The organism is Streptomyces inhibens (assembly GCF_022221585.1).
Taxonomy (GTDB): domain Bacteria; phylum Actinomycetota; class Actinomycetes; order Streptomycetales; family Streptomycetaceae; genus Streptomyces; species Streptomyces inhibens.
In genome coordinates, this window is sequence record NZ_CP084681.1 from 8,956,812 (window position 1) to 8,980,997 (window position 24,186).

The 24,186-nt window shown below is 70.9% G+C and carries 25 protein-coding genes; 8 read left to right on the plus strand and 17 right to left on the minus strand.

The features are described from left to right. Positions 1 to 278: 278 nt before the first annotated feature. Complete coding sequence (locus KI385_RS40180) at positions 279 to 524, plus strand: hypothetical protein (protein ID WP_238576931.1); 246 nt, start codon at positions 279 to 281, stop codon at positions 522 to 524. A 114-nt stretch (positions 525 to 638) separates the two neighbouring features. Here the strand turns inward: KI385_RS40180 and KI385_RS40185 are convergent, their stop codons facing one another. After that, positions 639 to 1,133, minus strand: a complete 495-nt coding sequence (locus tag KI385_RS40185) for a MarR family winged helix-turn-helix transcriptional regulator (protein WP_238576932.1) — start codon at positions 1,131 to 1,133, stop codon at positions 639 to 641. Positions 1,134 to 1,311: 178 nt separating this feature from the next. On the opposite strand from KI385_RS40185, the gene KI385_RS40190 reads away from it, so the two are divergent. The 3 genes from KI385_RS40190 (at position 1,312) to KI385_RS40200 (ending at position 3,585) form a co-directional block, all read left to right on the plus strand. Further along, positions 1,312 to 1,962, plus strand: coding sequence for a TIGR03086 family metal-binding protein (locus KI385_RS40190; RefSeq protein WP_281066996.1), 651 nt, complete (start codon positions 1,312 to 1,314; stop codon positions 1,960 to 1,962). Continuing rightward, complete coding sequence (locus KI385_RS40195) at positions 1,956 to 2,336, plus strand: hypothetical protein (RefSeq protein WP_238576934.1); 381 nt, start codon at positions 1,956 to 1,958, stop codon at positions 2,334 to 2,336. The genes KI385_RS40190 and KI385_RS40195 overlap by 7 nt, the downstream gene beginning before the upstream one ends. 175 nt (positions 2,337 to 2,511) lie before the next feature. Then, the gene (locus tag KI385_RS40200) at positions 2,512 to 3,585 is read left to right on the plus strand and encodes an isopenicillin N synthase family dioxygenase (RefSeq protein ID WP_238576935.1); all 1,074 of its coding nucleotides are present in this window, start codon (positions 2,512 to 2,514) and stop codon (positions 3,583 to 3,585) included. Between the two features lie 13 nt (positions 3,586 to 3,598). Here KI385_RS40200 and KI385_RS40205 read toward each other — a convergent pair whose 3' ends face one another. Together KI385_RS40205 and KI385_RS40210 are read right to left on the minus strand one after the other, a co-directional pair. Further along, entirely contained in the window at positions 3,599 to 4,426 is an 828-nt protein-coding gene (locus KI385_RS40205; protein WP_238576936.1) for an alpha/beta fold hydrolase, read from the minus strand. 76 nt (positions 4,427 to 4,502) lie between these two features. Beyond that, a complete protein-coding gene (locus KI385_RS40210; RefSeq protein WP_238576937.1) occupies positions 4,503 to 4,847 on the minus strand; it encodes a hypothetical protein in 345 nt (114 codons plus the stop codon). 437 nt (positions 4,848 to 5,284) lie between these two features. Here KI385_RS40210 and KI385_RS40215 point away from each other — a divergent pair, with 437 nt between their 5' ends. After that, entirely contained in the window at positions 5,285 to 6,532 is a 1,248-nt protein-coding gene (locus tag KI385_RS40215) for a cytochrome P450 (RefSeq protein WP_342593499.1), read from the plus strand. A gap of 36 nt (positions 6,533 to 6,568) precedes the next feature. On the opposite strand, the gene KI385_RS40220 is transcribed toward KI385_RS40215, so the two are convergent. The 12 genes from KI385_RS40220 to KI385_RS40280 all read right to left on the minus strand — a co-directional run bounded on the left by KI385_RS40220 (position 6,569) and on the right by KI385_RS40280 (position 20,768). After that, positions 6,569 to 6,961, minus strand: a complete 393-nt coding sequence (locus KI385_RS40220; protein WP_238576938.1) for a DUF6578 domain-containing protein — start codon at positions 6,959 to 6,961, stop codon at positions 6,569 to 6,571. Between the two features lie 114 nt (positions 6,962 to 7,075). Beyond that, positions 7,076 to 8,275 carry an MFS transporter gene (locus tag KI385_RS40225; protein WP_238576939.1) on the minus strand — a complete coding sequence of 400 codons (1,200 nt, stop codon included), beginning with the start codon at positions 8,273 to 8,275 and terminating at the stop codon, positions 7,076 to 7,078. A gap of 145 nt (positions 8,276 to 8,420) precedes the next feature. After that, on the minus strand, positions 8,421 to 10,235 hold the full coding sequence (locus KI385_RS40230) for a M4 family metallopeptidase (RefSeq protein ID WP_238576940.1): 1,815 nt from the start codon (positions 10,233 to 10,235) through the stop codon (positions 8,421 to 8,423). Positions 10,236 to 10,955: 720 nt separating this feature from the next. Beyond that, a complete protein-coding gene (locus KI385_RS40235) occupies positions 10,956 to 11,246 on the minus strand; it encodes a hypothetical protein (protein WP_128505726.1) in 291 nt (96 codons plus the stop codon). A gap of 958 nt (positions 11,247 to 12,204) precedes the next feature. After that, entirely contained in the window at positions 12,205 to 12,468 is a 264-nt protein-coding gene (locus KI385_RS40245; RefSeq protein WP_238576941.1) for a hypothetical protein, read from the minus strand. 78 nt (positions 12,469 to 12,546) lie between these two features. Then, positions 12,547 to 13,650: a PP2C family protein-serine/threonine phosphatase gene (locus KI385_RS40250; protein ID WP_238576942.1), complete on the minus strand. Its 1,104-nt coding sequence runs from the start codon at positions 13,648 to 13,650 to the stop codon at positions 12,547 to 12,549. Between the two features lie 9 nt (positions 13,651 to 13,659). After that, the gene (locus KI385_RS40255; protein WP_238576943.1) at positions 13,660 to 14,373 is read right to left on the minus strand and encodes a flavodoxin family protein; all 714 of its coding nucleotides are present in this window, start codon (positions 14,371 to 14,373) and stop codon (positions 13,660 to 13,662) included. A gap of 151 nt (positions 14,374 to 14,524) precedes the next feature. Then, the gene (locus tag KI385_RS40260) at positions 14,525 to 17,311 is read right to left on the minus strand and encodes a fumarate reductase/succinate dehydrogenase flavoprotein subunit (protein WP_238576944.1); all 2,787 of its coding nucleotides are present in this window, start codon (positions 17,309 to 17,311) and stop codon (positions 14,525 to 14,527) included. An 87-nt stretch (positions 17,312 to 17,398) separates the two neighbouring features. Then, the gene (locus KI385_RS40265; protein WP_238578044.1) at positions 17,399 to 18,127 is read right to left on the minus strand and encodes an ABC transporter ATP-binding protein; all 729 of its coding nucleotides are present in this window, start codon (positions 18,125 to 18,127) and stop codon (positions 17,399 to 17,401) included. 56 nt (positions 18,128 to 18,183) lie between these two features. Beyond that, entirely contained in the window at positions 18,184 to 19,089 is a 906-nt protein-coding gene (locus KI385_RS40270) for an ABC transporter permease (protein ID WP_238578045.1), read from the minus strand. A 59-nt stretch (positions 19,090 to 19,148) separates the two neighbouring features. After that, entirely contained in the window at positions 19,149 to 20,513 is a 1,365-nt protein-coding gene (locus tag KI385_RS40275) for an ABC transporter substrate-binding protein (RefSeq protein ID WP_238578046.1), read from the minus strand. Between the two features lie 27 nt (positions 20,514 to 20,540). Then, on the minus strand, positions 20,541 to 20,768 hold the full coding sequence (locus KI385_RS40280) for a 4Fe-4S dicluster domain-containing protein (RefSeq protein WP_128505780.1): 228 nt from the start codon (positions 20,766 to 20,768) through the stop codon (positions 20,541 to 20,543). Positions 20,769 to 21,155: 387 nt separating this feature from the next. Here KI385_RS40280 and KI385_RS40285 point away from each other — a divergent pair, with 387 nt between their 5' ends. The 3 genes from KI385_RS40285 to KI385_RS40295 all read left to right on the plus strand — a co-directional run bounded on the left by KI385_RS40285 (position 21,156) and on the right by KI385_RS40295 (position 23,314). After that, positions 21,156 to 22,082, plus strand: coding sequence for a DMT family transporter (locus tag KI385_RS40285; RefSeq protein WP_238576945.1), 927 nt, complete (start codon positions 21,156 to 21,158; stop codon positions 22,080 to 22,082). Positions 22,083 to 22,147: 65 nt separating this feature from the next. Continuing rightward, positions 22,148 to 22,546 carry a PASTA domain-containing protein gene (locus KI385_RS40290; protein ID WP_238576946.1) on the plus strand — a complete coding sequence of 133 codons (399 nt, stop codon included), beginning with the start codon at positions 22,148 to 22,150 and terminating at the stop codon, positions 22,544 to 22,546. Between the two features lie 42 nt (positions 22,547 to 22,588). Beyond that, positions 22,589 to 23,314, plus strand: coding sequence for a hypothetical protein (locus KI385_RS40295; protein ID WP_238576947.1), 726 nt, complete (start codon positions 22,589 to 22,591; stop codon positions 23,312 to 23,314). Here the strand turns inward: KI385_RS40295 and KI385_RS40300 are convergent. Both KI385_RS40300 and KI385_RS40305 read right to left on the minus strand, forming a co-directional pair. After that, positions 23,311 to 23,703, minus strand: a complete 393-nt coding sequence (locus KI385_RS40300) for a PPOX class F420-dependent oxidoreductase (protein WP_238576948.1) — start codon at positions 23,701 to 23,703, stop codon at positions 23,311 to 23,313. The two genes, KI385_RS40295 and KI385_RS40300, sit on opposite strands and share 4 nt — an antisense overlap. A 54-nt stretch (positions 23,704 to 23,757) precedes the next feature. Beyond that, positions 23,758 to 24,114, minus strand: a complete 357-nt coding sequence (locus tag KI385_RS40305; RefSeq protein ID WP_342593500.1) for a hypothetical protein — start codon at positions 24,112 to 24,114, stop codon at positions 23,758 to 23,760. Between the last annotated feature and the right edge of the window lie 72 nt (positions 24,115 to 24,186).

The following is a 24,186-nucleotide window of genomic DNA, read 5'->3' on the forward strand; positions in this document are numbered from 1 at the left end:
CGCCGGTCCCGATTCCGTCCTGATCCCGTGGCAGGAGCAGGGGCGGTGCGGATCCATGACGAGCGAACGGACCACCGGTCTCTACGCGTTGAGCGTGCGGATCCCCTGATCCGGCCCGTTCGGCCTCACTGCGACCCGTGACCCGCCGCGCACTTCACGAAAAGGGCTGTCGGTTACTCCGACTCGCGCAATTAATGGTGAGTCAGGTTTTGGGAGGTTCTGTGAAGGTGATCCCTGAAAAGGTCGATATACCCCTTTGATCCTCCTGAGGAGCAGACATGCGCATCCGCGCCGCGATCGCAGCCAGCGCCCTGGCCACCACCATCGTCATGGGCGGTGCGAGCGCCGCCCTGGCTCATGGCAAGGACCACCACCGCCACCACCACAACCACCACCGCGGCAACGGCCACCACGCCGCCTGCTGGCTCTCTGCGGGCGTCCTCCACCATGTCGGCCCGGTCTTCAGCGAGGGCTGCGAGAGGAGCGGCTGGAGCTGGGGCAGCGGCGACGGCTACTGGAAGTAATCCCACAGCTGTCAGCCGGTGCCGGCCGATACGGCCACAGGTTGCTTCGGTCGGCACCCTCCCCCTACGCGAGCTGCGCCAGGGCCTGTCCGGCATTGACCCGTCGGGCGGGCCCTAACGCGTCTCCCGTCCGGGCTTCCTCGGCGTCAGCTCCGGCAGCGCGGACAGGGTCTGCAGCGCCCTGAGGAATCCGTTGCGGTCCGCGGCCGGCAGCTGGGCGAGCACCTGTTCCTCGCCTTGCTGGATCGCGGACTGCACGGTGTCACGCAGCCGTCGGCCCTCGCCGGTGAGTGAGAGCAGGCGCGCCCGTCGGTCCCCGGGGTCGGGCTGACGGCGAATCAGCTTCCGTTCCTCCAGATCGTCGAGGACGGCGATGATGCGGGTCTTGTCCGCCCGGATGGCCTCGGCCAGCGCGGCCTGGGTGCGGATCGGCGTTTCGTCGAGGTGCAGCAGCACCGAATACGCCCACATCGTCAGGTCGTGGGCGTCGAGGATCGGCTGCTCGGCGGCCATCAGCGCGCGGCCCAACGGCACGATCATCGCCGCCAGGTCGGGGCGGGCCTGCCGTCCCCCGGATGCGGTGCCCCTGTCGGATGCGTTCTCGGCCATGGCCAAGAAAATACCCGTTGACAATTCATGTGCTCGCGCAGATCGTAAGCACATGCATATGAACTCTGCAGGCGCGGACGCACCGCGCCCGGACGCACCAGGTGCGAACTCAGCAGGACCTGTTGCGCCACGCCCGGACGCATCACGTGCGCAATCGGCCGGCGCCGACTTCGAACGCCTGAGGCGTCTCCACGTCCAGGCGGTCCGGGACAGCGTGACCCTGGTACGCCGAGTGACCCCCGACGCGCTCTCCCGCCCGACACCCTGCTCCGCGTGGTCCCTCGGTGATCTGCTGGCCCATATGACGGCCCAGCACCGCGGGTTCGCGGCGGCAGCGCACGGGCAGGGCCGAGACCTGGCGCACTGGGCGGTCCGCCCGGTCGGCGAGGACGTCGTCGCGCACTATGGCGACGCGGCCGAGAAGGTCATCGCCGCCTTCGCGACCGTGGACACCCCCGACCGCGCGTTCACCCTCCCCGAATTCACCGCGGCCAAGACGTTCCCCGCCGCGCGGGCGATCGGCTTCCACCTCATCGACTACGTGGTGCACAGCTGGGATGTCGCCCGCACCCTGGACCTCGCGTACGAACCCGGCCCCGAACTCCTCCGGGCCGCACTGCCGATAGCCCGCGCCGTCCCGGACGGGGACTCCCGGCTCGCCCCGGGCAGCGCCTTCCGCCCGGGGCTGGCCGCGGACGACCACATGGGCACACTGGAGAAGATCCTGGCGGCACTCGGCCGCTCCCCGGACTGGCGCAGCCCCCTCTCATCGGGCGCCGACGATGCCGGCGCGGTCCGCGGCGCGGCGCCCCACGACTCGACATGCTGAGGTCCTCATGGACGCCCGGCCGGGACCCCGGCCACAGCGGCCCGGTACTCGTCAGCGTCACCGACTTCACGCTCGGCACCCGCACCGACCTGCCCGGCGTCTACCTCGCGGCCCGCCGGCTCGCGGCGCACTGGCCCCGGCTCGACGGCGCGCTGGGAATGTGGCTCTGGGCGGCCCCCACCGCCCGTCGCTGCGGAGCCGTGGCCGTCTGGCGCGACGAGGCCGCACTGAACGGCTTCATCACCTGGCCACCCCATGTCGCGATCATGCGCCGCTACAAGGGGCGCGGCTCGCTGACCTCGACCACCTGGCACGCGGACCGATTCGACCCGACGACGACGTGGAGCCGCGCACAAGCCGTCCTCCGGGCGTAACGCGCGTAGGCCGCCGCCGCAGCTGTCCGCCCGGCCGACGAACGAGCGCCGAAAACACCCATCGGCTTGTTCTGATCAAGACACTCGGTGGAACGTTCATCAAAATGCTGAACCGGATTCCGGAGTTGAGCCGGATTCCGGAGCAGAGCACCCGGTGAGGGAAGGACGACACACGATGGGCAGGACCACGGGCCGGGCCACCGCAGTCGACGGCGTACTGGAGGTACCCGTCATCGATATCTCCGACTGGAAGACAGGCGCCGAAGGCGACCGCGCCGCCATCGCGACGGGGGTCGACGAGGCGGCGAGCACCGTCGGGTTCATGCAGATCCGTGGGCACGGCATTCCCGACTCCACGGTGCACGCCTTCGCCGACGCACTGGACGCATTCTTCGCGCTGCCCCTGGAGGAGAAGAAGCAACTGCGTCCGCCGTCCCCCGACATCAACCGTGGCTACACCCCGCCGCGCACCGAGAAACTCAGCCTGAGCCTGGGGGTGCCCGCGGCCGCCGAGGACCTCTTCGAGGCCTTCAACGTCGGCTCCGAGGCGTCCTCCTTCCCCGGACTGGATCTCCCCGAAGCGCACTACCCGGCCAATATCTGGCCGTCCGTGCCGGGCTTCCGCCGCGCGGTGGGGGAGTGGTGCACACAAGCGGGCGGGCTGGCGGAGCGGCTGACCGAGATCTTTGCGCACGCCCTGGGGCTGGCGGAGGGCTACTTCGCCCCGTTCACCGACCACTCTCTCGATGTGCTGCGGATGAACCACTACATGCTCCCCGACAGGGAGATCACCCTCGACCGTGACCAGATGGGGATGGGCGCACACACCGACTACGGCATCGTCACCGTGCTGTGGGCCGACCGTGTCCCCGGGCTGCAGATCCTTGACACCCGTGGTGACTGGCATGACGTTCTGCCCGAGCCCGGCTGTCTGCTGGTCAACCTCGGTGACTTGCTGGCGCGGTGGACCAATGACCGCTGGCTGTCAACGATGCACCGGGTTCTGCCACCCACCGATGACAACGGGCGGGTCATCCGGCGCCGCTCCGCCGCGTACTTCCACGACGGCAACTGGGACGCGGAGATCAGCTGCCTGCCCGGCTGCGTCCCGGCCGGGGCCGAGCCGCTGTACCCGCCCACCACGGTCGGCCGGCACCTCGCCGAAAAGCTGGCGGGCTCACGCGCCGGACAGCTCAACGAGAACTCACCCCGCGAGGCCGCCCGTCTGCGCGCCGCCAGGAACGACTGACCCCCGCACCAGCTCAGCCGTTGAGGAAGGCCAGCAGATCGGCGTTGAAGTCGTCCTTGTACGGGCCGACCGCCGACAGGCCGTGCGGCGCGCCCGGGTAGATCTTGAGCGTGGAATTCTTCACGAGCTTCGCCGACTTCGGGGCAGCGGCCGCAAGCGGCACGATCTGGTCGTCATCACCGTGGACGATCAGCGTGGGGACATCGAACCGCTGGAGATCTTCGGTGAAGTCGGTCTCGGAGAACTGCTTGATGCAGTCGAACGCGCCCTTGAACCCCACCTGCATGCTCCACAGCCAGAACGCCTCGCGAACGCCCTGCGAGACGTTGGAGCCGGGCCTGTTGGCGCCGTAGAAGCTCTCGCTGAGGTCCTTGTAGAACTGCGACCGGTCGGTGGCGACGCCGGCGCGGATACCGTCGAAGACATCGATCGGCAGCCCCTCAGGGTTGGCGTCCGTCTTGAGCATGAGCGGCGGGACGGCGCCGAGCAGGACCGCCTTGGCCACCCGGGCCGTGCCATGGCGGCCGATGTAGCGGGCCACCTCGCCGCCGCCGGTGGAATGACCGACCAGCGTCGCATCCTGCACCTCCAGGGCGTCCAGCAGCTCAGCGAGGTCGTCCGCGTAGGTGTCCATGTCATTGCCGTGCCACGGCTGGCCGGAGCGGCCGTGTCCACGACGGTCGTGCGCGATCCCGCGGAATCCGTTGGCGGCGACCAGATGCATCTGGTCGTCCCAGGCATCGGCATTGAGCGGCCAGCCATGGCTGAAAACGACGGGCCGGCCGGCGCCCCAGTCCTTGTAGAAGATCTCCGTGCCGTCGGTGGTGGTGAAGGTGCTCATGATGCGGCGGATCCTTTCCTTCAGCGGCGGTCCTTGAGCGCGGGTCTTGAGCAGCGGTTCTTCGGCAACTGGCCGGTCAGCAGCGGTCCGTGGGCGGGGTGGCGCCCCGCCGCCTACGGGCACTCGCGACCAGCGCCGCGCCCGCGAGCACCGTCAGACCGGCGACCGTGCCGAGTCCCATGAACACCAGGGGCTTGGTCCCCGCCGCCGCGAGGGCGGGTTTCCCGGGCGACGCGGCAGTGGCGGCGGCCGGTCCGGCGGCGGACAGCAGCGCGGCGAGCGTGGCCATGACGACGTACCCACGGATGCCGTACCCGCGGATGGTGTGGGCACCGATGACGTATGCGCGGCTGAAGAACGCACGGACGGCGTGCGCCGGACGGACACGGATCGGCGGGGCGGTAGGGGTGGACGGGGCCATGCGACTCTCACACTTCTCGGTCTCCACGAGGGCAGCCGGATCGAGGGCTGCTGGATCCAGCGTTTCCGGACCGCCGCCGAAAGAGCGTGCCCGGGGAGGCAGAAGAGTGAAGACGGACGGCCGTCCGGGTGAGAGTGGTGCGTGCCGTGCATCGGGCGGCCATACGGGCCGGCCGGCGGCAGCGTCGGCCGGACGCGTCCATGCCCACGTCCGCGTCCATGCCCACGTCCGCGTCCACGGCCATGTCCGCGGCCACGAAGACGGCGGTCCCCACCCCGCCGGCACCCCACCGAGGCCCTCTGGACGGACACGAAACCGTGGCCTGGCGTCAACAGCCCCAAGTGCGCCACGGTGATGGCCCGGAGTGCGCCACGGCAAGAGCCCGAAGTGTGCCACCGTCCGAGCCGGATCTTCGCTCAGGAAGCCGAGGACGCGTTGTGACCACCATCCCGCAGCCGCCCGACATCCTGTCGCCGGAGTTCGCGGCGGACCCCTACCCCGCGTACCGCATCCTGCGCGCGCACCACCCGCTGCTCCACCACAAGGGCACCGACAGCTATCTGCTCTCCCGGTACGAGGATGTGGAACGCGCCTTCCGCGAGCCGTGTTCACCAGCGACAACTACGACTGGCAGATCGAACCGGCGCACGGCGGCCGTACCCTCCCCCCAGATGAGCGGCCGCGAACACTCCGTACGCCGCGCCCTGGTGGCGCCCGCCTTCCGCGGCCGTGAGCTGCGCGAGAAGTGTCTGCCGGTCATCGAGCGCAACGCCCGCGAGCTGATCGACGCCTTCCGCGACGCCGAGGAGACGGACCTGGTGGCGCGGTTCGCCACCCGCTTCCCGATCAACGTGATCGTCGACCTGCTCGGCCTGGACCGGGCCGACCACGACCGCTTGCACGACTGGTACGTGGCGGTCATCGCATTCCTGGCCAACCTCGCACAGGACCCCGAGGTCGCGGCCGCCGGCCGGCGCGCGGGCGAGGAGCTCGCCGCGTATCTGCTCCCGATCATCCACGAACGGCGCGCCGCACCGGGCGGCGACCTGCTGTCCACCCTCTGCACCGCCGAGGTCGACGGCACCCGGATGAACGATCAGGACATCACGGCGTTCGTCAGTCTGCTGCTGGCCGCCGGCGGCGAAACCACGGACAAGGCCATCGCGCTGGTGCTCCGCAACCTGCCGGCCCACCCGGACCAGCTCGCCGCGGTACGCGCCGACCGGTCACTGGTGCCCGTGGCCTTCGCCGAGACGCTGCGCTTCACCCCGCCGGTCCAGATGATCATGCGTCAGCCCGATGCGGACGTCACCGTCAGCGGCGGCACCGTGCCCGCGGGCGCCACGGTCACCTGCCTGATCGGCGCGGCCAACCGCGACGAGAGCCACTACGCCCGGCCCGACGCCTTCGACATCTTCCGGACCGACCTCACCCCGGCCAACGCCTTCAGCGCCGCCGCCGACCATGTCGCCTTCGCCCTTGGCCGGCACTTCTGTGTGGGCGCCCTCCTGGCGAAGGCCGAGGTGGAGACCGGCGTCAACCAACTCCTCGACGCGTTCCCCGCCATGGACTTCGCGGACGGTACGGCACCCGCTGAGACGGGCGTCTTCACCCGCGGCCCGGCACGGCTGCGGGCACGGCTCACATCCGGCGAGGAGGCGAGGGGCCGCGCCGGGACAGCCTGACGCTGTCAACTCTGATGCTGTCAACGTCCGACAGTGTCAACGTCGCGGGGTGGCGAGCTCCACGAGATAGCCGACGAACTGCAGTTCGTCGCGATCGGACGTCCAGCCATCGGCCGACGAAAGTGCGGTGAGCGTGCCGGAACCCGGCACCGGATAGCGCGTGTGGGCAGGCTTTCCCGGTAGGGGGGTGAACCGGCAGTGCACCGCGCTGATGCCGGTGACGGTGGCGGCCGTGGCCGGAGTCCCTTCGCGGGTGCCACCGTGGTGCTCCTCGGCGGCATCGACGGTGGCGGCGGCCTCGGCCCCGAGCACGTTCGCCAGCCACTCCCTATCGGCATCGACCAGTGTCCAGGACACCTCCGCCCCGATGCCGAACGGTTCGCCGCAGCACTGCATTTGCCAGTTGTTGACCCAGACTCTGATGCCCATGCGGTGATTGTGCCGTGGACCATCGGCGGGAGCACAGAGGCCCTGAGCCGGGACCTGGTAACCGTCATCCGCCGGCTCGGGGCGCACGGCGGGTGAGGTGTGCGCGGCGCGAGGTCAGTCGTCGTCCGTCGGCGGATGCCGCAGCACGTACAGGCCGACGGCCACGGCGAGCACGATGACGCAGCCGGCGAAGGTCAGCCCCGCGCCGCGCAGGCCCAGCACCATCGTGAGCGCGCCGACCCCCACCACCGGCAGCGAAATACCGAGATAGGCGACGAGGAAGAACGCAGAGATGGTGCCGCCGCGGTGCTCGGGCGGCGCCGCGTGGCCCACGGCGGTCAGACCGGCGCGGAAGGCCAGACCCTGGCCGATGCCACCGCACACCGCGCCGATGACCAGCACGGGCAGTGAGGTGATCGCCAGTGACGTGGCGACGAGCGCGAGGCCCACCACCAGGATCAGACAGCCGCCCGGCAGGGCCGTCCGTACGCCGATCCGCCCGGTCAAGGACTGCCCGACGGTCGAGCCCAGGAACACCGTGAAGACGATCAATCCGGTAACGGCCAGGTTGTGGACGCCCAAGGTCTGGCCGACGAAGGCCGGCGCGACCGCGGTGAACAGTCCCAGCAGCGCGAAACCGGCGAAGGCGGCGACGGCCGAGGGGGTGAAGACCCCGCGTACTTCGGGCGGCAGCCGCAGGCCCTGGGGCCGCAGGGTGTGTGGCCGGTGCGGATGGGCGACGGTCTCCGGCAACAACCAGGTCGCCACGGCCGCCAGCGCCAGCAGTCCGAGGTGCACCAGGAACGGCAGGGTCAGCGGCCACGGTGCGTACTGGGCCAGCAGCCCGGACAGCAACGGGCCGCAGCCGAGGCCGCCCATGTTCGCCGCGGTCGCGGCGAACCCCGCATGTGCCTCCTGGCCGGGCTTCGCCAGCTCCAGCACGGCCGCCGTGGCGGCACCGCTGAACAGCCCGGCCGCAAAACCGGACAGCACCCGCCCCAGCAGCAGCATCGGCAGCCCGCCCTCGAACAGGAAGCACAGCGCGCTCGCCGCGGACAGCACCAGCGCACACAGCAACACCGGGCGTCGGCCCACCTCGTCGGAGAAGTTGCCCGCGAAGAGGAGAACGGTGATCACACCGATTGCGTACACGGCGAAAACCACGGTCACCATCAGCTCGGAGAACCCGAGCTGCTCGCGGTAGAGCCCGTACAGGGGGGTGGGCAGTGTCGTGCCGGCCATGCCGATCGCGAACACGCCCGCCGCCACCGGATAGCCGAGACGCTGATTCCCGTTATGGCGATCGATGGTCATGGCCTCAAACGTAGGCTCCGGCCGTCGGTGCGCCGTCGAGGCCCACCGGACGAACCCGGTGGCCGAGCGACTGAACGAGGGGCCGGACGGCCGACAAGCCATGGTGCCCCCGCAGGACAGCGGGGGCACCACATCGGGCCTGGTGTCAGTGCTTGGCCGACGGAGCGTTGGCTGCCGTCACATTGACGGCGGCCCAGGCCTTGTCCACCGTCTTGTACTCGGTGCTGCCGGTGCCGTACAGGTCCTTGGCCGCACGCAGGGTCGCGGTCCGGGCGTCATGGAAGTCGGTCGTGGAGACCATGTACCGGGTGAGCGCCTGGTAGAAGATCGCGGTCGCCTTGTCACGGCCGATTCCGGTCACCTTGGAGCCGTCGTGGGTGGGGGAGTCGTAGGAGACGCCGCCGATCACCTTCTTCCCGCTGCCCTCGGCGAGAAGGTAGTAGGCGTGCGAGGAGACACCGGAACCGGCGTGCACCTCGGTGTCGAAGGACTCCTTCGACCAGTAGTCGACGGTGCCTTCGAGCTTGTCCAGCGACGGCTTGTCCAGCCGGCGCAGGAACTTCTGCTGGAGGCCGAGCTTCTCGCCCATCAGGTAGTTCGGCGGGTTCTTCGGGTTGTTGGTGGAGAACTCGACCGCGCTGCCGAAGATGTCCGCCAGCGACTCGTTGAGGGAGCCCGGTTCGCCGAACTGGTTCCCCTCGGCGTCGACGCGGGTGGGCTGGAGACGGGCGGTCGCATCGACGACCCCATGGGTGAGCTCATGCCCGGTGACGTCCAGTACGACCAGCGGCTTGGCGAAGGTGTTGCCGTCACCGTCGCCGTAGAGCATGCATCCGCAGTCGGAGGACCAGAAGGCGTTGCCGATCTTCTTGCCGAAGTGCACCAGGGCGCGCGCCCCGCGGCCGTCGTTCTTGATGCCCTTGCGCCCGAAGGTCTTCTTGTAGAAGTCGAGGGTGCTGGTGATGCCGTACTGGGCGTCCACGGCGGCGGTCGCCCGGTCGCTCGTGGTGCCGTTGCCCCAGCGGTTGTTGGTGCTGGTGAACGCCTTGCCGCTGGAGAACTTCTCCAGTTCCTTGTCGCCGGCGTCCCGGGTCTCGGTGTTCCCGCGCGTGGAGTCCTTCAGGGTGAAGGCGTTCTTCGCGGTCTGGGTGGTGGACAGCGGGACACTGCCGACGAAGAAGGACGAGCCGGTGCCGTTGGCCGCGGCCGGGAAGCCGGCGGTCTTGGCCGGCTTGCCCGTGGCGGGCGGGTTGGGGGCGATCAGGCGGGTCGAGGGGTTGAGTCGCTCGCCGCGCTTGCGCAGCTTTTCCTGGAGAGCGGGCGACAGGAACGAGTCGTTGGCCGGGACGTTGCTGAGCACCGTTCCCGTCTCCGCGTCGATGACGACCGTACGGGCGCCGCCGGCTTCGGCGGTACGGCTGTCGGCCACCTGCACCTGGTAGGCCAGCGTCGTCCGGTCGTCCCGGGCGTCCACGACCAGTTCGGCCTCGCCGGCGTCGCCCTTCGCCACGGCGGCGGCCTTGGCCTCGGCCTGTCCGGCCGACAGCTTCGGGTCCGTGGTGGCGACGGCGACCTGGTGGCGGTAGGCCCGGGTCACGCTCTCGTACGCCGACTTGGCGGTCAGGTGGACGACGAGGTCGCCGCCGAGGACCGGCAGCCCGCGGTGGGTCCGGATGAAGCGGACGTGCTGACTGCCGTCCCGGTCGATAAGTGTGTCGACGGCCTTGAGGGTGTCCTTCTTGCCGACGCCGGTGGCCGAAGCGTGCGTATACGCGGCGGCGCGGGCCGTGTCCACGATCTTCTGGAGGCCGGTCGAGGAGGAGAGGGGGGCGGGTGCGGCGGCCGGCGGGGCCGCGGTGATCGCGGAGGCGGTGCCCGCCACGCCCGCCATGAGGGTCGCTGCCGTGGTCACGGCGATGGCGACAGCCAGGCGGTGCCTGCGTATGTGGGGTCTACGCACTGCTGTGGGTCCTTAGCGCTGCGGGGGCGGTCGGCTGGCCAACCGCCCGTACACGCGGTGCTGTTGGGCACCGCGGGGGCCGTGTGGCCCCGCGCAAACCCTGGTGGGTCTGGCATGAGCATGTAAAGCGAAATGATCAGATTTCAAGATTCCTGGGCGAAATTTAACAATTGATCAGCTTTAGGTAGCCACAAGGTGACCAACTGTGCTCCATGAGAGGAGACATGATGTGGCGCGAATTGGTTGCTCCGTCGTCGCGCAGATATGTGTCGGCGATTCTCCGGAAGGCGTGCACCGCCCGAAAGGCCCGCTAAGGGGTCAAGTTGACCAGTTTCAGCGGGATTTCACCGAACATGTTCCGGTACGGGTCGGGGTTGGTGTCGAAAGCCTCGGCGGCGCGGGCGAGTTCGCGAAGTGCGCGGGGAGGGTGGAGCGGGGCGACTACCGCAGATGATCACCGCAGGACGACGATGCGCGAGCGGGTGCTGTGCGGATCGCATACCGCGGATCGCGGATCGCGGATCGGCGCGGGGAGGGAACGGAAGGGCGCTGCCAAGAGCGCTGTCAAGGGCGCTGTCCGGACCGAAGACGGGGAGCGGGCGGCCAGAAGTGCATGTGCACGCCGCCAGGGAGTGCTCCTACGGTGCTGTCAGCGTGGCCGCCGGGGCCGGGGCCGGGGCCGGGGTCGGGGTCGGTCCGGGCCGTGGGCGGCGGGTGGTCTCAAGGGTTGAAGAGCTCTTCGAGGGAGGCCTCGGCGCGCTCTCCGCCCCGTACCGCTTCGACCACGGCCTGGTGAAAGGCGCGGCTGGCCTCTTCGGAAGGGCAGGGGACGGGGCTGCCGGCCATGGTGTACCAGTCCGACGCGCCGCTGTATTGCACGGCGACGTGCGCCATGTTGTCCGACCAGGTCGTGTGGATGGTCAGGTCGCCGTTGATCACGCCGTTCTCCACGGTTCGCACCACACCAGGTAGGGCGTGGATCCCGACAGTGGTCCAAGATGCCCAGGTCATGATGTTCCCCTCGGCGACAAGGGCCCCGGCCGGCGGCAGGGCGCGGTGTCTCAAGTTTGGCACTTGGTGTGCGGCGGCGCACCGCATGCGGGGCCGCCGATTCCGCAATCGGCCGCTCGGCCCGCGGGGGCCGGCTCTTCCCTGGTGAGATAGGTGTGCAGGGCACCGGATCCTGCGAGCACCGCCGTCGAGCGCCGGGTGAGCTCCTCCTGGCGCTGGGTGATCGAGCGCCTCGCTCGCCGCTTGCAGGAAGAGCCGCTGCTCATGCAGCGCTGCGTGACCGGCATCGACGTGGATGAGCGCCAGGGGAGCGTCCCCGGCGCGCACGGCCTGCATGACCGCTTGCGCGGGGCCCGTGCTGTACCCCCGTGCGAGCGACCGGTACGTCAGCAGAGCGTGCCGGTGCCTGGCTCCGAACGTCCGGTAACCGGCCGGGGTCCGCGGGGCGCGGGCAGCAGGATCCCGGCGTCGCGTACTTTCCGCACGATGTGAAGGTCACCCATGCTGGATCACCGCCAGGTACGCCTCCTCGCTGTGGGCACGTATCGGTCACCGTCCGTGCCCGGCGTGCGGGCAGCACCTCCCACCCGCGTACCGGGTGCGCCCGGAGAGTCCCTGGCCGGCGTGCTCTACGTGCTCGACGAACCCACCGTCGCCTGCACCCGGCCGACGCCACCCGCCTGATCGAAGTGCGGCGCCGGCTACGGGACTTGGGCAACGCCGTGCTGGTCATCGAGCACGACGTCGAGGTGCCGCCGTCATCCGCGCCTCCGACCGGGGCATCGATCTCGGCCCGGCAGGCGGCGCCGCGAGGGGTGAGATCGTGGCCGAAAGCACACCGAAAGAAATTGCGTCGCAATCGGCCGTCTCGCGAACGGGGGCGTATCTTCACGGATAGCGCCGTTTATCAGCGGAGCGTGCCATGAATACCCCGGGCCGGAACTCACGACCCCATACCTCAGTCGATGACCGTATGGAAAAAGGTGACGCCGGCACCGAATGCAGCGCCGCCGACGAGGGCCGCGGAAGCAAGGGTGCCGCCGTTGCAGCAGGTGAGTACACCGGCGCCCAGGGCGATCAGGGCGCCCAGGAGAAAAATGACGGCGGCGCGCTGGCTGAGCAGGGCTGATCTGTTGTCGGACACATCAACTCCGATCTGCGCAGGAGCGTGGAATCGCTCGGTGCGGATGCTGATGCTCTGGTTGATCTTCTCATCCCACACGCCGGAAGTTCCGCAGCACACGAAGAAATTCCGAAAGGGGTATGAAAAAAGGTCAACCTGGCCCCTGGGACATGGGTTTTACCTTGCCGCATTGCCGAGGGGCTGCCGGGTGATCGCCAGGACCGCCATATCGTCGTCGCGCGGCCCGCCGGTCCAGCGTTCGACCTCCCGCGCCAACAGGCCGATCACTTCCTGGGGATCTTGGAACGGGCCGTGGCCCGCAAGCTGCGTCGCCGGATCGTAGAACGCTCCGGAGTGGTCCCGGGCCTCCGTCACACCGTCGGTGACCAGCAGCAGCGTGCTGCCCGCCGGGAACGGCCAGTCGACGGGGGCCGGCCGTGCCACGCCCAGCGCGCCCATCCCCAGCGGAAGGCCCGGATCGACGGCCTCCAGGGCGCGCACCTCGCCGTCGTGACAGAGGTACGGCGAGGGATGGCCGCAGTTCAGCACCCGCAGCCCCGTGGCGTCCGGGAGAATCTCGCAGAGCAGGGCCGTGATGAAGCCCTCCAGCCGGTTCTCCTCCGAGAGTTGCTCGCTCTCCCGCAGCAGCGCGCGTTCCATCCGGTCGGCGAGAGCCGTCAGCTCCGGCTCCTGCTCTGCGGCCTCGCGGAACGCGCCGAGCAGCACCGACACCGCGCTCACCGCGCCCAGCCCCTTGCCGCGTACGTCGGCGATCAGCAGCCGGACACCGAAGGGGGTCCGCTGGACGGCGTAGGCATCACCGCCGATGTGCGCCTCGGTCTGCGCGGCCTGGTAGCGCGCCGCGATGCTCAGCGAACCGATGCGCTCCGGCGGCGCGGGCAGCACGGCACGCTGGGCGGCCTCCGCCACCGTACGCACCACGTCCAAATGGCGTCCGTGGCGGGCGATCACCCGGTTCACGCCGACACCCATGAGCGCGGCGAACAGGGTGTTGACGAGCTCCAGATGGCCCTCGATGTCGTTGGCGGTGCCGTCCTTCACCGTCAGCGCGAAGACGCCGACGACGATGGCGGCGCCGATTGCGAGGGTGTGCCGCAGGGAGAGCAGCGCACCGGCCGTCACGCTGGCCGCCGTCAGCATGGGATCTCCCCAGTAGTCCTGCGGCGACAGCGCGTCCCAGACGAGCCCTCCGGCGACCAGGACGCTCGGCGCGAACTCGACGTACCGGGGCCACCGGGTGGGGAGCGGGTCGGTAGGCACCCCGTGTGCTCAGCGATGCTCGGGGTTGGGGGAGTCCGCTCGGCAGCCGGCGTCCCATTCGGTGCGCCGGTTGCCGTGCGCCGGGATGCCGCCCGCTTGCTTGAGCATCGCCGCGATGTGCATCAGGTTCCAGGTCATGAACGTCGTGTTTCGGTTGGTGAAGTCGTTGTCGGGGCCGCCCGACCCCGGATCCAGATATGAGGGTCCGGGCCCGGCCTCACCGATCCAGCCGGCGTCGGCCTGCGGCGGAATGGTGTAGCCGAGATGCTGAAGGCTGTAGAGGACGTTCATGGCGCAGTGCTTGATCCCGTCCTCGTTACCGGTGATCAGGCAGCCGCCCGCCCCGCCGTAGTAGGCGTACTGGCCACGGTCGTTGAGCACGCTGGAGCAGGCGTAGAGCCGCTCGATGACCTGCTTCATCACCGAGCTGTTGTCGCCGAGCCAGATCGGCCCGCACAGCACCAGGATGTCGGCGGCCTGCACCTTGGCATACAGCTCCGGCCAGGCATCGGACTGCCAGCCGTGCTCCGTCATGTCCGGCCACACCCCGGTCGCGATGTCGTGGTCGATCGCGCGGATCACCTCGGTCGTGACACCGTTCTCCGCCATCAGACCGCGGCTCTTGTCGACCAGCCCCTCGGTGTTGCTCGTCTCCGGGGAACGCTTGAGCGTGCAGTTGATGAACAGCGCGCTCAGCTCGTCGTAGCGGTACGTGGGGGCCATCGAGAACTCCTTGGGCGGTACGGACGCGCCCTCAGCCTTCAGCCACCGGCCCCGGCGGGCCACCCGGACGACCCGAATGCATGAGGCGCTCCATCACCCGGCCGGCCCACCCGGGAGCTTTTTTCCCCCCGCCCGTCCCACCCGTTTTGCCTCACCCCTTCGATACGAGCCGGGCGTACGCGCGGACATCGGCGTCGGGGTCCTCGGCGACCGAGGCCAGCGCGTGCAGGGCGTCCGCCCGCCCGGAGTGGGCGCCCAGTGCGAGGACCCCGGCCTTGCGCACGTCCGCATGCGGGTCGGAGAGGGCGGAGCGCAGCGCGGGCACGGCGAGTCCGGGTTCGGCTGCGGCCAGGGCCGCGGCGGCGCCGGCCCGGACCTGCCAGGCGGTGTCGCCGAGTGCCGCGACGGCCATCGCGTCGTAGGGCGGCGGGCAGCCGGTGGTGGCCAGAGCAGCCAGCGCCGCGGCCCGTACGAGGAGATCCTCGTCGCGCACCAGCGCCGCCAGGTCGCCGGGGCTCCCGACGGTGCCGAGGCCGTGTGCGGCGACGACCCGGACCTCGCGGGACGGGTCCGTGGCGGCGCTTCGGAGTTCGCCGGCCGCGTCGACGGAGACCAGGGCGCGGACGGCCTGGATACGGACCTCCACGGCGGGGTCGGTGAGCGCGGCGGCGAACAGCGCCCGGTCACCGAGCCGGAGCGCGCGCAGTACGTCCACGGCCGCCGACCGGACGAGGGCATCGGGCCCGTGTACGGCGGCGACCAGCGGCTCCCGCAGATCGGGTTCCGGCGGGAGGACCTCGACCAGTTCGCGCAGCGAGGCGCCCGCGGCCGCCCGTACGGCAGGGTCGGTATCGGCGAGCGCGGTGGCGAGGGCCCGGCCCGTGCCGGCGGGGACGCTTTCGGTGAGCGTGTCGACGGCGGCGCGGCGGACGGCCGGGTCGGGGTCGGCGAGGTACGGGCGCAGCGTGGGGAGGTCCGGCTGGTCCTCGGCGAGGGCGATCAGGTCGAGGATGCGGGGGGAGGGGCCGGGGGCGGGATCGGCTCCTGCCGGGGCTCCGGCCGCGCGTACGGAACCGGATCCGGCCACGACACCGGCACCCGCCGCCCCGGCACCCGTCCCCGCGGAGACCTTCGCCGCCGAGCCCGCGTCCGCAGAACCCACCGGCGGTGTATCCCGCCGCCCCGCCGTCGCGACCTGCTCCGGATGGACCTCGCCGATGAACCGGGGAGCGCCGCCCGCCGGGGCGTACTCCTCGACCGGGACGAGGTACGGCTCCACCGGGCGCGCGGTGAACTCCATCCGTCCCGTGGCGGATTTGCGCAGGTCGAGATGGTGCAGCCAGTCGCTGTCGTTGCGCTGCGGATGGTCCGTCCGCTCGTGGTAGAGGCCCCAGCGGGACTCGGTGCGGGCCAGTGACGACCGGGCGGCCATCTCGGCGCAGTCGCGGATGAAGGTGACCTCGGCGCAGCGCATCAGCTCGTGCGGGGTGCGGGCGCCCATGCCGGTGATGTCGGCGCGCATCCGCTCGAAGTGCTCGACGGCCAGCGACAGACGGGCGCCGCTCTTGGGCGGGGCGACGTAGTCGTTGACGAATCGGCGGAGCTTGTACTCGACCTGCGGCTGGGGCGGGCCGTCGGGGTGGCGCAGCGGCCGGTAGATCAGCTCATGGGCATCGCGCAGCTGGTCGGCGGGCAACGCGCCCTCGTACGCCCGGTGCCGGGCCGCGTCCGCGCCCGCCAGATCGCCGAAGACGAACGCGCCGATCATGTAGTTGTGCGGGACACAGGCCAGGTCGCCGGCCGCGTACAGGCCCGGCACGGTGGTCCGGGCGTGCTCGTCCACGCGTACACCCGAAGCCGAATGCCCCCCGCACAGACCGATCTCGGAGATATGCATCTCCACGTCATGGGTGCGGTAGTCGTGGCCGCGCCCGGCGTGGAAAGTGCCACGGGTGGGACGCTCGGTGGTGTGCAGAATCGTCTCCAGGGCGGAGACGGACTCCTCGGGAAGGTGGCTCAGCTTCAGATAGACGGGGCCGCGCTCGGAGGCGACCTCGGCCGCGAACTCCGCCATCATCTGCCCCGACCAGTAGTCGGACTCCACGAACCGCTCGCCGTGCCGGTTGACCTGGTAGCCGCCGAACGGGTTGGCGACGTACGCACAGGCCGGGCCGTTGTAGTCCTTGATCAGCGGGTTGATCTGGAAGCACTCGATGCCGGTCAGTTCGGCGCCCGCGTGATAGGCCATGGCGTAGCCGTCGCCCGCATTGGTGGGGTTCTCGTACGTGCCGTAGAGGTAGCCGGAGGCCGGGAGGCCGAGCCGTCCGCAGGCGCCGGTCGCGAGGATCACCGCGCCGGCGCGGACGCGGACGAACCGCCCCGTACGGGTGTGGAAGCCCGCCGCGCCCACCGCGCGCCCGTCCGCCGTCAGCACCCGCACCGGCATCACGCGGTTCTCGATGCGGATCCGCTCGCGCATCTCACGGCGCCGCAGCTGCCGGTAGAGGACCTTCTTGACGTCCTTGCCCTCCGGCATCGGCAGTACGTACGAGCCGGAGCGGTGTACTTGCCGGACCGCGTACTCGCCGTGTTCGTCCTTCTCGAACTTCACGCCGTACGACTCCAGCCGCTGCACCATCGCGAAGCCGCGGGTCGCGGTCTGCCGGACGGTGGACTGGTCGACGATGCCGTCGTTGGCGCGGGTGATCTCGGCGACATAGTCGTCGGGCTCCGCGCGGCCGGGGACGACGGCGTTGTTGACGCCGTCCATGCCCATGGCGAGCGCGCCGGAGTGGCGGACATGTGCCTTCTCCAACAGCAGGACGGACGCGCCGTGTTCGGCGGCGGTGAGCGCCGCCATGGTCCCGGCGGTGCCACCGCCGATGACGAGGACGTCGCAGGACAGCTCCTCGGCGGAAGCGAGCGAGGGGATCTCCATGGCGGTGCCTTTCGGTTGCCGGGGCACGTCGGATACGGCGCCGGTCGGGTAGAGGGGACGGGGAGGGGTGAATGCCGGGCCGGCCGGTCAGGCGCCGGGCCGGTCGCCCAGGGATGCCAGGACCTCGCGGCGCAGTGTGACCGTCGCCGGGTCGGCGGATGCCCCGCGGTCGCGCGGCCGCGGTACGTCCAGCACCCGGCCGGTGTCCGGCAGCGCGACCCGGTCACCCAGGAACAGCGCCTCGTCCACGTCGTGGGTGACGAAGACGACCGTGGCCCCGGTGCCGTGCAGCACCGTCACCAGCAACTGCTGCATCCCTGCCCGGGTCTGCGCGTCCAGTGCGCCGAAAGGCTCGTCCATCAGGACGGCGCGCGGCCGTCCGGCCAGTGCGCGGGCCAGTTGGGCGCGCTGTCGCTGGCCCCCGGAGACGTGGTGCGGCAGCCGGCCGGCGTGCTCGGTGAGCCCGACCCGGGCCAGCCAGTCCTCGGCCCGGGCACGGCGCTCCGTGCGCGCCACTCCCTGGATGGCCAGCGGGAGTTCGACATTGGCCCGCAGGCTGCGCCAGGGCAGCAGCGCGTCCTCCTGGAAGACCAGCGCACGGTCGGCGGCGGGGCCGTCGAGAGGTGCGCCGTCCTGGCTCAGCCGGCCGCCGAGCGGCGGCAGCAGACCGGCCAGTGTGCGGAGCAGGGTGGATTTGCCGCAGCCGGACGGACCGACGACGGTGAGGATCTCGCCCGGTGCGACATCGAGGTCCAGGCCGCGCAGGACGGGGGCGCCGGGCCGGCCGAGGACGGCATCGGCGAGGGTCAGCCGCATGCCCTGCCCGGGAGCCTGTGTGGGGGCCGCGGTGGTGACGGTGACATCGGTGCCGGTCACGAGGGCTCTCGCTCTCCGCGGAGGGTTGCTGCGTCGACCGCACCACCGGCCCCGGCCCGCACCCGTCCGACCGCACGTCGGCGGAGACGGCTGCCCGGATACGTACCCGTGCCGCTCGCGGTCCGTGGCAGCCACCGCGTCAGGCGCCGGCCCAGCAGTTCCACCGCAGTGGAGGTGAGCCGGCCGAGCAGGCCGATGGTGGCCATCCCGACGAAGACGCCCGGGTAGTCGACGAGGGTGTAGTCCTGCCAGGTGCGGTACCCCACGCCGTACTCGCCGGAGATCATCTCGGCGGAGATCACACAGATCCACGAGACGCCGATGCCCACCGACAGCCCGGCCAGGATCCCCGGCAGCGCCCCCGGCAGCACCACCGACCACAGGACCCGCCACCGGCCACCGCCCATCGTGCGGACCGCCTCCTCCCAGACGGGCGTCAGCGCCCGCACCGCATGCCGGGTGGAGACCGTGACCGGGAAGAACGCCGCGGCGAAGGTGATGAAGACGATGCCCTGTTCATTACTGGGGAACAGCAGGATCGCCACCGGCACCAGCGCGATCGCCGGTATCGGCCGCAGCACTTCGAGCAGCGGACCGAGCAGATCGGAGGCGACGGAGGAGCGCGCGATCGCGGTGCCGACGGCCACACCCAGGACGGCCGCGAGGGCGAAACCGGCGACGATCCGGGTCAGGCTGTCGGAGACGTCCTGCCAGTACGTGGCGGTGCCGAGCCGCCGGCCGAACTCGCGAGCCGTCTCGGTGACCGTCGGGAACTGCGAGAACCGCAGCCACAGGTCCACCCGGAACTGGGCGAGCAACTGCCATACGGCGAGCGCCGCGAGGACCGCCGCCGTACGCCGGGCGTGGCGGGCCCCGGGCCAGGGCCGGCGGCCTGGGAACACCGGCCCTGGAACGACGGCTGCCGGTCGTGCGGGCACCGAGCGGGCGGAGGCGGGCGCGCTCACCGGGACTGCTCCAGCGCGGCGGTGTAGCTGAGGGTGTGCGCACCGGGGTGGCGCCGTGTCCAGGCGTCGGCGGTGGCCGGGGTGGCGAAGGGCAGCAGCCGCGCCCCGTCGCGGACCCAGACCGACTTGTCGGCGAACCAGCGGCTGCCGGTCGTCGCGTCCGCCACATAGGCGGCCCGCACCGTGCCCCGGTGCGCGGCAACGAACCGCAGCAGGGCTGCCGGGCCGTCGAAGGAGTGGGTGCGCACCTCACCACGCAGCCATACCTCGTCGGCCGACGGGTGGGCGGTGGAGCGCAGGGCCTTGGCGTACCCGCTGCCGTAACTCTCCTTGACGTAACGGTCATCGACAAACGAGTCGACGAACGAGTCAACATTGACCGGCCCGGTCAGCTTGGCCGCCCGCAGCACCGGTACGTCCTTCTTCAGCGCGGCAATCAGCTGCGGCTTGAGGGTGGGGTCGAAGGTGGCGAGGCCGCCGGCTCCGTTGTAGAGATAGACCACCTCGGGCGGCAGCCCCGTGGCCTTCGCGACCTGCTGGGCGGCGTCGACCGGGTGGGTCTGCAGATAGCGGGTCGCGTCGCGCTGCGCGGCGAGGAACGCCTTGACCACGGCGGGGTGCAAGTCGGCGAAGCCGCCCCGTACGGTCACGCCGTGGAAGGTGGGCAGTCCGAGCGCGCCCCCGTCGTAGAGCGCCCGCGCCTTGCCCTGGAAGGCGAGCAGCCCCGGCCAGGCAACGAACTGCGAAAGGGCGTCCACGCTGCCCGACTGGAGTGCCGAGGCGCCCACGGCCGGCTGCTGGTTGAGCTTGTGGATGTCCTGTTCCGGGTCGAGCCCGGCCCGTCGCAGGGCCCGTACGAGGGTGCCGTCGGCGGCCGAACCGACGCTGCTGGAGACGTTCTTGCCGCGCAGGTCCGACAGCGAGCGCAGGCCGGATCCGGGTTTGGCGACGATGGTGTTGAGCGCCCCGCGCAGGTTGTAGCCGGTGACCGCGACCAGCCGGGTCGGGGCGTGCAGCTGCTTGCCGCGGGCGGCGTTGATGAGCAGCGGGAAGTCGCCCATCGAACCGATGTCGACCTTCCCGGCGACCATCTGCGCGGTGATCGGGGCACCGGTCGCGTAGTCCTGCCACCGCACCCGGTACGCCTTGCCGTCGCGCTTGCCCTGGGCGCGCAGTTCACGTTCGAAGGAGCCGAGCGAGCGCAGCAGGGTGCCGGCGGTGACGGTGTTGATGGTCTTGGACTGATAGCCGACCGTCACGGTGACGGTCCTGTCGTCGCCCGCCGCGGCTTCGCTGCCGCAGCCGGTGAGAGCGAGGGGGAGGAGCAGGACCGCGGCCGCGAGGGGGATCGTGCGCTTCATGAAGACGTGCTGCATGGGACGTGCCTCTCATCGCAACAAATAGGGCATGTTGACCGTGACCGCGCCGGTGGGACAGCGAGCGGCGCACGGGCCGCAGTACCAGCACTCGTCGACGTGCATGTACGCCTTGTTGCCGGCCGGGTCGATGGCGAGCGAGTCGAGCGGGCACATGTCGACGCACAGCGTGCAGCCGTCGATGCACTTGGACTCGTCGATCGTCACGGGCACATCGGCCCGCTGGGGCGCAAGAGGCATGGCGGTCTCCAGGACACGGGTGGCGGAGAGGGAAAGGGGAGTGCGGAGGAGGGCACCCGCCGGCACTGCGGCGGCATGCGGGGGACCATACCGACGCGATCCGGCCGGAGGTGTTGCCGCAATATTGCGCCACCTACGGCCCTGCGGACACCGGCGCTGACCTGGTGGTTCTGTGCTGCCGCGGCAAGATCTGCCACCGGGCGGCCAAGGTGGCGGACGCCGGATGCGGTCGTCCGGCGCAGCGAATGCGGCCGTCCGGCGCAGCGAATGCGGCCGTCCGGCGTCCGTGTCGGCAGGCGGTCCACGGCGCCGCCCGGATAGCGTCGAAGCCGAATGCCGGCGCCGCTCCGGTGCCTGGGCGGCCGAGGAGGAGGTGGGTGCGTAGCCATGTGGCCGTCCGTGCTGTTCGCACTGCTCGCGGCGGCCAGCAATGCGCTGGCCACGGTGCTGCAGCGACGCGCGGCGCGCACGGTGCCGCTGTCCACCGGGCTGCGCCTCGGCCTGTTCGTCGATCTGCTGCACCGCGCCGCATGGCTCGGCGGGATGCTCGCGGTCATCGCCGCGGCCTGCTTCCAGGCGCTGGCGCTGTCGCAAGGCGCGCTATCGGTGGTCCAGCCCATCTTCGTCCTGGAACTGCCGCTCGCCCTGCTCACCGGGCGGCTGCTCCTCGGCGGACGGATCCCGCGCGGCGGCTGGACGGGGGTGGGCCTGCTCGTCGTCGGACTCGGCACCGCCCTGGCGTCCGCCGCGCCCACCATCGGCACCGACCATGCCCCGTTCAGCCGCTGGGTGCCCGCCCTCGTGGTCTGCGCCGTGGTGATCGCCACGGCGGTCGGCGCCGCGCTGCGCCGAGGGGCGGGCGGGGTACGGGCGGCCGGCTTCGCCGCGGCGGCAGCGGTCGCGTACGCACTCACCGCGGCCCTGATGAAGGACGCCACCTATACCTGGCAGATCGGCGGCCCTGCCGAATTCTTCGTCTCATGGCAGACCTACGCCTTCGCGGCCGTCGGAGTGCTGGCCCTCTTCCTCTTCGAAAACGCCATGCAGTCCGGTCCGCTGACCGCCTCGCAGCCGGTCCTCACCCTCGGAGACGCCCTGGTGAGCCTGTCGCTGGGAGTCACCCTCTTCGACGAACGGGTCCGCGCCGGCTGGTGGCTGCTCCCCGAATGCCTGGGTATCGCGCTGGTCCTGTGGGGCGCCGTACTGCTCTCCCGCGTCGCACTGGCCCGCGACCTGGCAGGCGGTCAGGACACCGCACCCACAGCCGCCCGCACAGCCGGCGCGGACCCGGCTCCCGGCTCCCCGGATACGTGAGCGCGCGAGCGCTGTACCGAGCGGCCCAGCGGCAGGTGACCGACCCTCACGACGGTCGTTTCCAGGTGGTGAAAGAAACGATCACCGCAGAGCCCACCACGGCGCACCCCCTCGCCAAGACGAACCCCACAAAGACCTCCCTCACAAAGACGGTCACCGCGAAGGCCGTCACCGCCGCAGCCCTGGCCCTCTCCGCGCTGGCACTGGCCGGTGTGGCCCACGCCGACGGAAGGACCATGCCGGACGTGACCGGCAAGGGCCTGGTCAGTGCCTACCAGGCGCTGAACTACGACACCACCATTCAGTTCAAGGACGGCCTCGGGGCGCGCCGCCTGGTGCTCTGGCCCGGCTCCTGGAAGGTCTGTGGCCAGAACCCGGCGCCGGGCACGCCGCTGGAAGGCAAGAAGATCACGCTCACCGTGGTCAAGGACCACGAACAGTGCGGGGCCCCCGCCGCCGGATGACGGGCAGCCACCCGCCACCTGCCGCCGTGTGATCATCTCAGGATGAGTGCGATCGGTGGCAGCACAGCGATGCAGGGGGCCGGGACGACCGAGCCCGCGCCCCCTGTGTTCACGGGGGACTTCGAGGTACATCTGACCGTCCGGGACGACGGCGACCGCGCCGGTGCGCAGCGGGTGGCCGGTTACGCGGCGGCGCGCGGACTGAAGTGCGTGCACATCGTGCTGGAGCGGGGGGAGGTGCCCTCGCAGCCGATGGTGACGATGCGCGGCTCCGGGACGTACGACAGGATCCGGGCCCAGGCCACCGCGGAGGCGGACGGACTGCGCGCCGCGGGTCTCGACGTGGTGCGGACAAAGATCGAGGCGACGCCGTGGAGCGCGGGCGTACCCCGCACGGACGAGGAAGCCGCGCGCCTCGGGCCGCACTACTACTTCGAACATCACCTCAAGCTGCTGCTGGAGCGCTCCGCTCCGCTCGCCCCGCTCCTGTCCCTCGTCGAGGGACACGGCGCGCACCTCTCACGCAACGCCCGCAGAGTGCGGGCGGACGGCCGGCTGGAGCGCTTTGTGACGCAGCGGTGCCGGATGGCCGGCATACGGACGGCGGGGCAGCGGCTGGACGAGCTGGCGGGCCGACTGAGTGTCGATGGCTACGAAATCGCCTCCACCGAGCGGGAGTTCGTGGTCCACGACGGCAACGAGGCACTCGACACGGGCTGGTTGGATGCGCCGTACGCGGCGGCAGCGCCCCCGACCCACCCGCACTAACCCATGCTGCTGATGCTCTCCGGTTCGATGACGAAGAGCACGCGTACCTCGTCGCGGCCTCCGTACCAGGGGTAGGGAGTGCCGAGGTATTTCCGGGCGAGCGACTCGATGTGGTCCACCGCGCCCTCTGTGGTGATCTCGACCACCCGGCCGCGCACCTGGAAGTAGCGCGAGGGGTTGTCCGGGGACGAGATGGCGACGGCCACACGGGGATCGCGCCCGATGTTCCTGGTCTTTACATGGCTCTGGACGCTGTTGATGAGCACATGCTCGCCGTCCGTGTCGACCCAGGTCTGGGTCAGCTGCGGCGAACCGTCCGGCATCGAGGTGGCCAGGTAGCAGATGCTCGGCCGGCGCAGCAGCGTGAGGAGTTCGGGGGGAAGGTGCACAACGGTCTCCCGGGTGGGTGTCACGGCCGGCTGATGCCGGCCGGTTTGCGGGCCTCAGACAGGCCTGCTGGGTGGTCTCCGCGCCCTCGTCGGGCTCGCGCAGCAGCTGGGCGTGGAGGGGCGGTCCGGCCCGGCGCAGTAGCGCGGCGATGCGCTCCGGCTGCCGCCGCCGGTGATGGAGTACCAGGCCACGATGCCACCGAGGGCGCCGTCCGGCAGGTCCAGGGCCAGCATCGAACCCTCGTCGGCGACCGGCCCGGCATCGGCGGCCCGTACGAGTTCGGCGAACCCGGCGAGCACCGCCCGGTCCAGCGGCTTGGCCGCCGGCGCGTCGCGGAAGTGATCGGCACGGTCGGTGGCCACGGCGTCGTAGAACGTCCGGGTGGTGCGTAGGAAGTCCGGTTCGGGCACGGTCGGGCACCCTACTCCGTGGGCGTCGGGGGTCGGCGGGTGGACGGGGCCGCGCGCCGCCCCGCGGTCTCA